Raw genomic sequence first — 11345 nt, forward strand, 5'->3', positions numbered from 1 at the left:
CATTTTAGGCGCGTTATTGTGCAGTGCAGCATGAAACGGCTTCACCACGGGAGTGTTTTGCAATGAATGCAGCTATTACTGGTTGGGGGCGCTACGCTCCCGATCGTGTGCTTACAAACCAAGAACTTGAACAAATTGTCGATACTAATGATGAATGGATTCAATCACGTACCGGCATTCAGCGCCGCCATATTGTTGCTGAAGGCCAAGCCACCTCGGATATGTCGGCGCGTGCCGCGCGGATTGCGCTCGATAAGGCTGGAGTAAAACCCGAAGAGCTTGATTTGATTGTGGTGGCGACAACCTCGCCCGATTTGCTGTTGCCCTCAACTGCCGCTTTAGTTCAAACCAAACTCGGCGCGATCAACGCTGGCGTGATGGATATGAATGCTGCTTGCTGTGGCTTTTTATATGCACTCAGCGCCGTTACGGCTATGATTCGCGGCGGCGGTGTGGGTAAAGTACTACTCTGCGGAGCAGAAACGATCTCGCCATTTTTAAATTGGCAAGATCGCAATACCTGTGTGATTTTTGGCGATGCTGCTGGAGCTGTCATTCTTGAAGCGACCGAGCAAGAGCGTGGTTTGCAAGCCTACAAACTTGGGGCAATCCCCGATACCGCCGAATTATTGTGGATCAAAGCTGGCGCAACGCTCTACCCTGCAACTCACGAGCGACTTGATCAGTCTGAACAATATATTCAGATGAATGGCTCGGAAGTGTTTAAGTATGCGGTGCGCTCGATGGTCGATAGTTCGTTGCATGTGTTGAACCAAGTTGGTAAAACGACCGCCGATGTGCAGCTGGTCGTTCCGCATCAAGCCAATTTACGCATTATCGAAGCTGTCGCCAAACGCCTGAATGTGTCGATGGATCAGGTTTTTGTCAATATTCAAGAATATGGCAATACCTCAGCCGCAACTTTGCCCGTAGCAATCGCCGAAGCCGCCGATGCTGGCCGCATGCAGCCTGGCGATACGATTTTGCTGACCGCGTTTGGCGGCGGCCTGACCTGGGCTTCGGGCGTGTTGGTGTGGGGCGGGAAGTAGCGACGAGGGGTCAGGGGCTAGGGGTCAGGGATCAGTTTTTAGGCACGAATTATTTCGTTGCATTTCTAAATCTAAACCTGGCTCCTAATCCCTAGCCCCTGACCCCTCGTAATAATAGAAAGATAACCAATGACAATCGGATTGCTTTTTCCAGGACAAGGCTCGCAGAAAGTTGGCATGGGCCGCGAGGTCTATGAACAATCGCCCGCAGCCCGCGCAATTTTTGCTGAAGCCAATACTGTGCTTGGTTTTGATCTAGCGGGCTTGTGCTTTGATGGGCCTGAAGCTGATTTAACTGCGACTGAAAATACCCAGCCTGCGTTGCTGACGGTCAGCGTGGCCTTGTTGGCGGCAATTGCTGAGGCTGGTGTGGAGCTGCAGCCGAGCATTGTGGCTGGCCACTCGTTGGGCGAATATAGCGCTTTGGTGGCCGCCAAAGCCCTTGATTTTGCCACGGCCTTGCGCTTGGTGCGCCAGCGTGGCGAGTTGATGGCTCAAGCCAGCGAAGGTGCGATGGCCGCCGTGATTGGGCTTGATCTTGCGCCACTTGAAGCAGTTTGCGCCAATGTCAGTGAGTTTGGCGCGTGTGTCGTAGCCAATCAAAACGCTCACGGCCAGTTGGTGATTAGCGGAGCCAGTGCGGCAGTTGCGGCGGCTAGTGAACAAGCCAAAGCCGCCGGGGCTAAAAAAATTATGCCTTTGAATGTGAGCGCGGCGTTTCACTCGCCCTTGATGGCGGCAACCGCTGCTGGTTTAGCGCCAGCAATTGCGGCGGCAGCAATGAGCGCAGCCCACGTGCCATTGATTGCCAACAGCACAGCTCAGCCAATTCAGAGTGCCGAGGATCTTCGCGCTGAACTCATTGCCCAAATTACCGCGCCAGTTCGCTGGATTGCCACAATTGAGCAAGCTGCGGCCATGGGCGTGCAAACGGTGGTTGAAATTGGCGCAGGCAGTGTGCTTACAGGCTTGGTCAAGCGGATCGATCCCAATTTGCAACGCCTGAATATTGCCAACTTTGATGACATAGCCAAGATTGCCGAGTACAATAACGCCCAGTAATGTAAGTGGGTGAGGCAGCTGCTATGCGGGGAATGCAAGACCATGTGGCGATTGTCACCGGAGCATCGCGCGGGATTGGCCGCGCAATTGCTTTGGAGCTAGCCAGTTGGGGCGTTAAAGTCGTTGTTAATTATCAATCAAGTGCCGCCAAAGCCGAGGCAGTGGTCGCCGAAATTCAAGCTGCTGGCGGGGTGGCGATGGCAATTCAGGCCGACGTAACCGATCAGCAAGCGGTTGAAACCATGGTTACTCAAACCTTGGCTGAGTGGGGTACGATTCAGATTTTGATCAATAATGCAGGCATCACCCGCGATAATCTCTTTCAACGCTTGAAAGACGATGAGTGGGACGATGTGATCAAGGCTGATCTGACCTCGGCATTTTTATGCACGCAGGCGGTGTTGCCAGCGATGCGAGCCAATCGCTATGGCCGCATCGTCAGCATTGCTTCGTTGGCGGGTTTGGCGGGCAATGTTGGCCAAACCAACTATGCAGCGGCCAAAATGGGCTTGGTTGGTTTTTCCAAGGCCGTGGCACGGGAAGTAACCGCCGATGGCATTGTGGTGAATGTGGTTGCACCTGGCTATATCGATACCGATTTTATCGACCATATTCCGCAATGGCTGCGAACTTGGGCGCTTGATGTGATTCCACTCAAACGCTTTGGCAAAGTTGAAGAAGTTGCGCCAGCGGTGGCCTTTCTGGCATCGCCTGCTGCATCGTATATTATTGGCCATGTGCTGACGATTGATGGCGGCTGGGTCATGCCATAGGGGTGCAGAATGAGTATTAACGATCAAGTGGCGATTGTCACAGGTGGCACTGGTGCGGTTGGGCGCGAAGTGGTTTCTGGGCTGATTCAACGCGGCGCACGGGTGGTTTTTTGCTATCGTCAGCGCGATGATTTGGCTGAAGAGATGTGCGATACGATTGCTGATGAGCAACGTTTGATCGCCATTAAGGCCGATGTGCGCGATGCTGAAGCCATGAATAGCTTGGTTGAAGTGGCTGTGCGGCGCTGGGAACGGCTCGATATGCTGATCACTGCCCATTCTGCGGTGAACAATGCTCCGGTGGCCGACATGACCCTTGAGCAATGGAACGATGTGATGGATGTGATGCTGCGCGGCGTGACGCGGATTACCCGCGCAGTCTTGCGGCCCATGCAAAAAGCCCGTTATGGGCGAATTATCACAATTACTGGCTATCAGCCCTTAGCTGGCGGCCTAACCCAAGCCAATTATGCTGCCGCACTTGGTGGGATTATCGGCTTTTCTAAATCGTTGGCGCGTGAGGTTGCACCATGGGGCATTACGGTGAATAGCGTTGCCCCAGGCCTGATCTCACGGCCCCATATGTCGAGTTTTGATCCAAGTTATATCCCATGGGCCACCAATATTGTGCCATTGAAACGCTTAGGCGCACCTGCCGAAATTACCCCAGCAATTTTTATGCTGGCCAATCCAGAGGCGGGCTATATTACGGGCCAAGTGCTGCCAGTCGATGGCGGTTGGCGCATGGTTTAGTGTTGAAGGAGCAAGCATGCAACTAGATTTAACGGGTCGGGTCGCAATTGTGACTGGAGCTTCACGCGGGATCGGTCGATCAATCGCCGAAGCCTTGGCTGCCAGCGGCGCTGCGGTGGTGGTCAATTATCGTGGTAGCGAAGCCGCCGCCGCTGAAGTGGTCGAGACGATTACTGCCAAGGGTGGCAAGGCTCTGGCGGTGCAGGCCGATGTGGCTGATCCTGCCAGCCACGACGCTTTGCTCAAAGCCACGACCGAAGCTTTTGGCCGCGTTGATATTCTGGTCAATAATGCTGGCATTACCCGTGATAACTTGTTGTTGCGCATGAAAGAGAGCGAAGTTGATGATGTGTTGCAAACCAACTTGCGCGGGGTGATGTTGCTGACCAAGGCTGTGCTGCGCCCAATGATGAAAAACAAATGGGGTCGTGTGATCACGATTAGCTCAGTTATTGGCCTAACGGGCAATGCTGGACAAGCCAACTACGCCGCTGCCAAAGCAGGCTTGATCGGCTTTAGCAAGTCGGTGGCCCAAGAAATGGCTTCACGTGGGATTACCGCCAACGCGATTTGCCCAGGCTTTATTGAAACCGATATGACCCGCAATGCCATGTCTGAAGAATTGATCAACAAAGCCTTGGATCGCATTCCTTTGGCACGCATGGGTCAGCCTGCTGAAATTGCCAACGCGGTGGTTTTCTTGGCTTCCGATGCTGCGGGCTACATCACTGGCCAAACCTTGGCGGTCGATGGCGGCATGACTATGTATTAGGCAGCAGCGTTGGAACGCTTGCTCGAACGCTTTAGCTGAGGAACCAACATGTTACGCAAAATTTTAATTGCAAATCGTGGTGAAATTGCGGTGCGAATCATTCGTGCCTGCCACGAGCTAGGCATCAAAGCAGTTGCCGCTTATTCCGAGGCCGATCGCGATTCGCTGGCGGTGCGCATGGCCGATGAGGCGATTTGTATTGGCCCGCCACCACCCGCCAAATCCTATTTGAATGCACCAGCCTTGATTAGCGCTGCGCTGATTAGCGATTGCGATGCGATTCACCCAGGTTATGGCTTTTTGTCGGAAAACCCCTATTTTGCTGAAAGCTGCCGTGAATGTGGCCTGACCTTTATTGGCCCTTCGGCGGATTCAATTCAGCGCATGGGCGATAAAGCGCTGGCTAAGCAAGCTATGAAGTTGGCTGGCCTGCCGCTTGTGCCTGGTACCGAAAACCCCTTGACCAGCGTTGAAGAAGCGCAAAGCCTCGCTGATGGCATTGGCTACCCGGTTTTGCTCAAAGCGGTGGCTGGTGGCGGTGGGCGGGGCATGCGTGTGGTCAATCAGCCCGACGAATTGGCCCGCGCTTTTAATACCGCCCGCGCTGAAGCCGAAGCAGCCTTTGGCCGTGGCGATTTGTATATGGAAAAATATTTGCCAGTTGTGCGCCACGTTGAAATTCAGATTCTAGCCGATCAACATGGCAATGCAATTCACCTTGGCGAGCGTGATTGCTCGTTGCAACGTCGCCACCAAAAAGTGGTGGAAGAAGGCCCATCGCCAGCCTTGACCCCAGAATTACGCCAGAAAATGGGTGAAGCTGCCTTGCATGGCGTGCGCGAAATCGGCTACTACAACGCTGGCACGATGGAATTTTTGCTCGATCATCAGGGAAATTTCTATTTTATGGAAATGAACACCCGTTTGCAGGTTGAGCACCCCGTGACCGAATGGCTGACTGGGCTTGATCTGGTTAAGTGGCAAATTCGGATTGCTTCCGGCGAACGCTTGACGCTCACTCAGGATGACATTAAAATACGCGGGCATGCGATTGAATGTCGGATTAATGCCGAAGATGCCGACCGTGATTTTATGCCTGCTGGCGGGACTGTCGATCTTTACTTGCCGCCAGGTGGCCCAGGGGTACGAGTCGATTCGCATCTCTATTCAGGCTATCGCACGCCCACCAACTACGATTCGATGCTTGCCAAAGTGATCGTCTGGGGGGAAACGCGGCTTGAGGCAATTGAACGTATGCGGCGAGCATTAAGCGAATGTGTGATCAATGGCATTACGACCACCTTGCCATTTCAACTGCGCATGATGAACGAGCCAGCTTTTGTGAGCGGCGATGTTGCAACGCACACCTTGGCTGATATTTTAAATCAACAGACTGCCAAAGAAGCGACAGCGTAGGGCAGTCTTGGAGAAAACCGTGAATCAACCATTTGGAACTGTGACAATTGCCCCCGATGTGCTTTCAGCGATTGTCTCGCTGACGGCGCAGGATGTTGCTGGCGTTGCGCGGTTGGGCAGTGTGCCCGGCCAACAACGCGTCGGTAGCATGTTGGGGAGCGGAACTGCTAATGCTGATGGTGTGGCAATCCGTGTTGTCGATGATAGCGTCAGTGCCGATTGCTACCTGATCGCCCAACCCGATGTCAACTTGCTTGATCTCGGCGCTCGTGTTCAATCGGCGGTAACCGAAGCATTAAACGAAATGGTCGGCATGCCGGTCAGTGCGGTTAATGTCTATATTCAGGATGTCGAGCAGAACCGTGGGTAGCCTTCGCCACCGAGTGCGTGCTGCGGCACTTCAGGCACTCTTTGAACTTGATCAAACCACCCACGACCTTGATTCGGTTGTTGCACGCATCAGTGATGATGAAATGTTCAGCGCAGAAGGTCGTGATTTTTTTGCCCGAATTGTCAATGGCGCATGGGTTAATCGTCAAGTCATTGATGATTTAATTGCCAAAATTGCTCCATCTTGGCCTGTCCACCAAATGCCTGGGGTGGATATTGCGGTGCTGCGCATCGCGTTGTTTGAAATTCTCTACGATGCGGCGGCGGATAAAGCTCCGGTTAAAGCCGTGATTAATGAAGCGGTCGAGCTTGCAAAACATTTCGGTAGCGATAATTCGGGCCGTTTTGTCAATGGTGTGCTCAGTACCGTGGTCAATAAACCTGAATCCGAGGAATAACTCGGTAATCCCTTTGATTGCCTCGGACTTATCCTTATCTATACGGAGAATCCAACAATGTCAGACTTAAACGAACGCTTGAAGAAATTGGTTGCTGAACAATTGGGCGTAGAAGAAGACAAAATTGTGCCAAGCGCGACCTTCTTGGACGATCTTAACGCCGACTCACTCGATTTGGTCGAGTTGGTCATGTCGCTCGAAGAAGAATTCGGCGTAGAAATTACCGACGAAGAAGCTGAAAAGTTGCGCACCGTCGGCGATGCTGAAGCCTTTATCAAAGCAAACATCCAAGAGTAATTTGTATGCGAACAGTGGACAATGCTGCAAGGTGTTCGGCCTTGGCTGGCATTGTCCATTTGTTATTTGTTGGGCTTTTGGTTAACACTACTTAACGCGTTGCCCCAAGCCTGTAGCCAGTGGTCAGACGCTTATGACAATTTTTGGGATTGGCCCGTTTGAATTTGTGATCATCTTGGTGATTGCCCTCGTGGTGGTCGGCCCTGAGCGCTTGCCTGAAATGCTGTTTCAAATTGGCCAGTGGATCAGCAAAGGCCGTAAAATGATCAGCGATCTGCGCAATCAGGCTCGCAGCGAATTAGGCGATGATTATGAATCGGTCGAAAAAATGGCCCGCCAAATTCGCGAACTCGACCCGCGCCGCCAAATTCAAGAGCTTGGTCGCTCGATTCTCTCCGATGACGATCGGGCGATGATCGTCGATCTTGGCTTAGATCCCAAAACGACGGCGGCGGCCAATGTGATCGACCCAACCCCCAAACCCCCAGCAGCGCGGCCTGAGATTGCCCGCCAAGCACGAATGATGCTCGATGACGATTTGCTTGATCAGCCGCTAGACCAAGCGTTGCGTGCGCCAGCCGCCGAGGAGCAAACCAATGGCTAGATCAACAACCGCGATTGATGGCACCATGACCTTGCTTGACCACTTGCGCGAGTTGCGTTCACGGCTCACCAAGGTCTCGATTGCCGTATTAATTGGTATGTTTGGTGGTTTTTACATTGTCAACAGCACTGGCTTTATTAAATATGTGATTTTGAGCTTTGCTGGCGAGCAGGGCGTACAAACAACTCAAGTTGCCGAAACTTTTACCACCTACCTCAGTACAGCGCTGACGCTGGGCATTGCGGCAGCCATGCCCGTGATTATTTATCAGCTCTTGGCCTTTTTAGCGCCTGGCCTGACCCGGACTGAACGCAAATGGATTTTTATCGGTTTGCCTTTGGTGATTTTCTGCTTTTTGGGTGGCTTAGCCTTTGGTTGGTTTGTAACAGCTCCAGCCGCAATTAAATTTTTGATCAACTTTGGCATCGAAAATACTGGTAATTTGATTGAAAATAAGCCGCGCCTCGATGATTTTCTTTCGATTCTGACCCGCCTACTGCTGATCAATGGGATTGTGTTTGAATTGCCGATGATCATGTTTACCCTGACCAAACTTGGCATTTTGAATCCACGTAAGCTCGGGCGCTATCGCCGCTATGTTGTGCTGATCACGGTGGTTGCTGCGGCAATTCTGACCCCAACTGGCGACCCTGCCAATTTGGCCTTTTTGGCGGTTCCCATGTATCTCTTGTTTGAATTTGGCTTGTTGCTGGGGCGTTTGGCTCAGCCCAAGCCCGCAAATTAACCAGAACTTCCCCATCTTTAGCTTAGGTTTTCGCTGCAAACCATAGATTTCGTAGTTCATCGGTGACAGGCTGATGACCACTAAATGCAATTTGAGGGGGTGCAGGGGGATTAAAGCCCCCTGCGTTTCCCGCCTTGAGGTTCGACGGAAGGGTGGTGATCCTCAAGAATTGTTAAAAACCTACCCTTGAAAGGTGCAGGGTCAGGGGTGAGGGAACATTACTCGTACATTCAGCAGAAGATAGATTAGACAGGAACGTACCATGACAAGCATCCAACAACAACGCGCCGCACTCTATCGCCAAATCTGGCAGATTGCCAATGATGTCCGTGGCTCTGTCGATGGCTGGGATTTTAAGCAATATGTGCTGGGCACGCTGTTTTATCGCTTTATCAGCGAAAACTTCGCCAGCCACATGGAAGGCGGCGACGCGAGTGTCAATTACGCTGAGCTTGCTGATGCGGTCATTACTCCCGAGATCAAAGACGATGCGATCAAAACCAAGGGCTACTTTATTTACCCAAGCCAATTGTTTGAAAATATCGCCAAAGCTGCCAATACCAACCAACAGTTAAATACCGATCTTGCCGCGATCTTTGGCGCGATTGAAAGTTCGGCTCTCGGCTACGCTTCCGAGGCCGATATCAAAGGCCTGTTTGCCGATTTTGATACGACCAGCAATCGCCTCGGCAATACCGTCAAGGACAAAAACCAGCGTTTGGCCGCCGTGATCAAAGGGGTCGCTGGGCTGGATTTTGGTGATTTTGTCGGTAGTCAGATCGATTTGTTTGGCGATGCTTATGAGTATTTGATCTCGAATTATGCCGCGAATGCTGGTAAATCTGGCGGCGAGTTTTTCACCCCGCAACATGTCTCCAAGTTGATTGCCAAGCTGGCCATGCACCAGCAAACCAGCGTCAATAAAATCTATGATCCCGCTGCTGGCTCCGGTTCGCTGCTGCTGCAAGCCAAAAAACACTTCGACGACCATATTATTGAAGATGGCTTTTGGGGTCAGGAGATCAACCACACCACCTACAACCTTGCCCGCATGAACATGTTTTTGCACAACATCAACTACGATAAGTTCAATATCCAGTTGGGCAATACCCTGATCGACCCGCGCTTTCTTGGTGATAAACCCTTTGATGCGATCGTTTCCAATCCGCCCTACTCGGTCAAGTGGATCGGCTCCGATGATCCGACCTTGATCAACGATGATCGTTTTGCCCCAGCTGGAGTCTTAGCGCCCAAATCTAAAGCCGATTTTGCCTTTGTTTTGCATGCGCTCAGTTATCTTTCCAGTAAAGGCCGCGCCGCGATTGTCTGCTTCCCGGGGATTTTTTACCGTGGCGGCGCTGAGCAGAAAATCCGCCAATATTTGATTGATAATAACTTCGTGGAAACGGTGATTGCGCTCGCGCCCAACCTATTTTATGGGACGACGATTGCCGTGACGATTCTGGTGCTCTCCAAACATAAAACTGACACCAGCACCCAGTTTATTGATGCCAGCGGCTTATATAAAAAAGAAACTAATAACAACACGCTCACCGAAGTCCATATCGAGCAGATTATGCAGGCCTTTGATAGCAAGGCCAATATCGAGCACTTCGCGCAATCGGTGGCCTATGCAACCATCGCCGCCAACGACTACAATCTATCAGTTAGCAGCTATGTCGAAGCCCAAGACACTCGCGAAGTGGTGGATATTGCTCAGCTCAATGCCAATTTAAAAATTACGGTTGCCAGAATTGACCAACTGCGCAAAGAGATTGATGCGATTGTTGCTGAAATAGAATCTGCAGAGGTTGAGGCATGAGCTATTTAGAAAAACTGCTGGATGGGGTTGAGGTGGAGTGGTTGCCACTGGGGGAAGTTTCAATAAAGATTTCTTCTGGTGGTACGCCCACAACTGGTATTGCTGAATACTATGGCGGCTCTATTCCTTGGTTGCGGACTCAGGAAGTTGATTTTGGTGAAATTTGGGATACGGGCGTAAAAATTACCGAAGCAGGATTAAAAAATTCCAGTGCAAAATTGATCCCTGAAAACTGTGTAATTGTTGCAATGTATGGGGCAACTGTTGGGAAAATTGGTATTAATAAAATCCCTATGGCTACTAATCAGGCCTGTGCGAATATTCAACTTGATGAAAATATCGCAAATTACCGTTACGTATTTCATTTCCTGTCTAACCAATATGAATATATCAAATCACTTGGGGCCGGTTCTCAGACAAATATCAATGCAGGGATTGTAAAAAAACTCCAAATCCCCATCCCATGCCCTGAAAATCCAAAAAAATCGCGGCAAATCCAGTCCAAAATCGTTACGATTTTGGACGGCTTTGCCGAGCTGACCGCCGAGCTGACCGCCGAGCTGACCGCCCGTAAAAAACAATATGCCTATTACCGTGAACAATTGTTGAGTTTTGAGGATGGCGAAGTGGAATGGAAACCATTGGGGGAGATTGGCGAATTTATTCGCGGCAAACGATTTACTAAAGCTGACTATGTGGAAGACGGCGGTATCAAGGTCATCCATTACGGTGAAATCTACACCCAATATGGTGTTTCAACTAGCCATGCTCTATCGCAGGTTCGCGCTGAAATGGCAGAGTCACTGCGCTATGCTGAACCTGGTGACGTTGTCGTAACTGATGTTGGCGAAACCGTTGAGGATGTTGGTAAAGCTGTGGCATGGCTTGGCGCTGAAAAAGTCGCAATTCACGACCACTGTTATGCCTTCCGCCACGCCATGAATCCGAAATTTGTTTCCTATTGCATGCAAACAGCTTCATTCATTGATGAGAAGGCGAAATATGTCGCCCGAACGAAAGTCAACACGCTGTTAATTAAAGGCTTCGCAAAAATCCAAATCCCTGTTCCCCCTCTTGCCGAGCAAGCCCGTATCGTTGCCATTCTCGATAAATTCGATACCCTGACCAACTCGATCAGCGAAGGCTTGCCGCGCGAAATCGCCTTGCGCCAGCAGCAATACGCATACTACCGCGATCTGCTGTTCAGCTTTCCCAAGCCAGCTGAAGCCTAGCCATGCGCAAGCCCCGCGTCGCAAGCGCCCAG

General features: G+C 51.3%; 13 protein-coding genes. All 13 read left to right on the forward strand.

The annotated features are described in order from the left end of the window. Nucleotides 1-62: 62 nt before the first annotated feature. The 13 genes from LCH85_09195 to LCH85_09255 all read left to right on the forward strand — a co-directional run bounded on the left by LCH85_09195 (nt 63) and on the right by LCH85_09255 (nt 11313). The gene (locus LCH85_09195; GenBank protein MCA0352158.1) at nt 63-1049 is read left to right on the forward strand and encodes a ketoacyl-ACP synthase III; all 987 of its coding nucleotides are present in this window, start codon (nt 63-65) and stop codon (nt 1047-1049) included. Between the two features lie 129 nt (nt 1050-1178). After that, nucleotides 1179-2111, forward strand: a complete 933-nt coding sequence (gene fabD / locus LCH85_09200) for an ACP S-malonyltransferase (GenBank protein MCA0352159.1) — start codon at nt 1179-1181, stop codon at nt 2109-2111. Nucleotides 2112-2134: 23 nt separating this feature from the next. Beyond that, entirely contained in the window at nt 2135-2884 is a 750-nt protein-coding gene (gene fabG, locus LCH85_09205; protein ID MCA0352160.1) for a 3-oxoacyl-[acyl-carrier-protein] reductase, read from the forward strand. Between the two features lie 9 nt (nt 2885-2893). After that, nucleotides 2894-3637: an SDR family oxidoreductase gene (locus LCH85_09210; protein MCA0352161.1), complete on the forward strand. Its 744-nt coding sequence runs from the start codon at nt 2894-2896 to the stop codon at nt 3635-3637. Nucleotides 3638-3653: 16 nt separating this feature from the next. Then, nucleotides 3654-4409, forward strand: a complete 756-nt coding sequence (fabG, locus tag LCH85_09215) for a 3-oxoacyl-[acyl-carrier-protein] reductase (GenBank protein MCA0352162.1) — start codon at nt 3654-3656, stop codon at nt 4407-4409. A 48-nt stretch (nt 4410-4457) separates the two neighbouring features. After that, nucleotides 4458-5825 (forward strand): acetyl-CoA carboxylase biotin carboxylase subunit, encoded by a 1368-nt coding sequence (accC, locus tag LCH85_09220; GenBank protein MCA0352163.1) that lies wholly within the window; start codon nt 4458-4460, stop codon nt 5823-5825. 19 nt (nt 5826-5844) lie between these two features. Further along, a complete protein-coding gene (locus tag LCH85_09225; protein MCA0352164.1) occupies nt 5845-6195 on the forward strand; it encodes an Asp23/Gls24 family envelope stress response protein in 351 nt (116 codons plus the stop codon). Beyond that, the gene (nusB, locus tag LCH85_09230; protein MCA0352165.1) at nt 6173-6613 is read left to right on the forward strand and encodes a transcription antitermination factor NusB; all 441 of its coding nucleotides are present in this window, start codon (nt 6173-6175) and stop codon (nt 6611-6613) included. Before LCH85_09225 ends, nusB begins: the two co-directional genes overlap by 23 nt. A gap of 57 nt (nt 6614-6670) precedes the next feature. Then, entirely contained in the window at nt 6671-6910 is a 240-nt protein-coding gene (locus LCH85_09235) for an acyl carrier protein (protein MCA0352166.1), read from the forward strand. A gap of 133 nt (nt 6911-7043) precedes the next feature. Beyond that, the gene (gene tatB / locus LCH85_09240) at nt 7044-7514 is read left to right on the forward strand and encodes a Sec-independent protein translocase protein TatB (GenBank protein MCA0352167.1); all 471 of its coding nucleotides are present in this window, start codon (nt 7044-7046) and stop codon (nt 7512-7514) included. Then, the gene (gene tatC / locus LCH85_09245; GenBank protein MCA0352168.1) at nt 7507-8259 is read left to right on the forward strand and encodes a twin-arginine translocase subunit TatC; all 753 of its coding nucleotides are present in this window, start codon (nt 7507-7509) and stop codon (nt 8257-8259) included. Before tatB ends, tatC begins: the two co-directional genes overlap by 8 nt. A 262-nt stretch (nt 8260-8521) precedes the next feature. Continuing rightward, nucleotides 8522-10081, forward strand: a complete 1560-nt coding sequence (locus tag LCH85_09250; protein MCA0352169.1) for a type I restriction-modification system subunit M — start codon at nt 8522-8524, stop codon at nt 10079-10081. Further along, nucleotides 10078-11313 (forward strand): restriction endonuclease subunit S, encoded by a 1236-nt coding sequence (locus LCH85_09255; GenBank protein MCA0352170.1) that lies wholly within the window; start codon nt 10078-10080, stop codon nt 11311-11313. Before LCH85_09250 ends, LCH85_09255 begins: the two co-directional genes overlap by 4 nt. Nucleotides 11314-11345: the final 32 nt, after the last annotated feature.

This window comes from Chloroflexota bacterium (genome assembly GCA_020161265.1).
In the GTDB taxonomy this organism is placed as follows: domain Bacteria; phylum Chloroflexota; class Chloroflexia; order Chloroflexales; family Herpetosiphonaceae; genus Herpetosiphon.

Bases quoted from the DNA above. Each gene is read 5' to 3' on its own strand.
- LCH85_09235 (MCA0352166.1), top strand. From the start codon at position 6,671: ATGTCAGACTTAAACGAACGCTTGAAGAAATTGGTTGCTGAACAATTG.
- LCH85_09210 (MCA0352161.1), top strand. From the start codon at position 2,894: ATGAGTATTAACGATCAAGTGGCGATTGTCACAGGTGGCACTGGTGCG.
- nusB (MCA0352165.1), top strand. From the start codon at position 6,173: ATGTCGAGCAGAACCGTGGGTAGCCTTCGCCACCGAGTGCGTGCTGCG.
- tatC (MCA0352168.1), top strand. From the start codon at position 7,507: ATGGCTAGATCAACAACCGCGATTGATGGCACCATGACCTTGCTTGAC.
- fabG (MCA0352160.1), top strand. From the start codon at position 2,135: ATGCGGGGAATGCAAGACCATGTGGCGATTGTCACCGGAGCATCGCGC.
- fabG (MCA0352162.1), top strand. From the start codon at position 3,654: ATGCAACTAGATTTAACGGGTCGGGTCGCAATTGTGACTGGAGCTTCA.
- fabD (MCA0352159.1), top strand. From the start codon at position 1,179: ATGACAATCGGATTGCTTTTTCCAGGACAAGGCTCGCAGAAAGTTGGC.
- LCH85_09250 (MCA0352169.1), top strand. From the start codon at position 8,522: ATGACAAGCATCCAACAACAACGCGCCGCACTCTATCGCCAAATCTGG.
- LCH85_09255 (MCA0352170.1), top strand. From the start codon at position 10,078: ATGAGCTATTTAGAAAAACTGCTGGATGGGGTTGAGGTGGAGTGGTTG.
- LCH85_09195 (MCA0352158.1), top strand. From the start codon at position 63: ATGAATGCAGCTATTACTGGTTGGGGGCGCTACGCTCCCGATCGTGTG.
- accC (MCA0352163.1), top strand. From the start codon at position 4,458: ATGTTACGCAAAATTTTAATTGCAAATCGTGGTGAAATTGCGGTGCGA.
- tatB (MCA0352167.1), top strand. From the start codon at position 7,044: ATGACAATTTTTGGGATTGGCCCGTTTGAATTTGTGATCATCTTGGTG.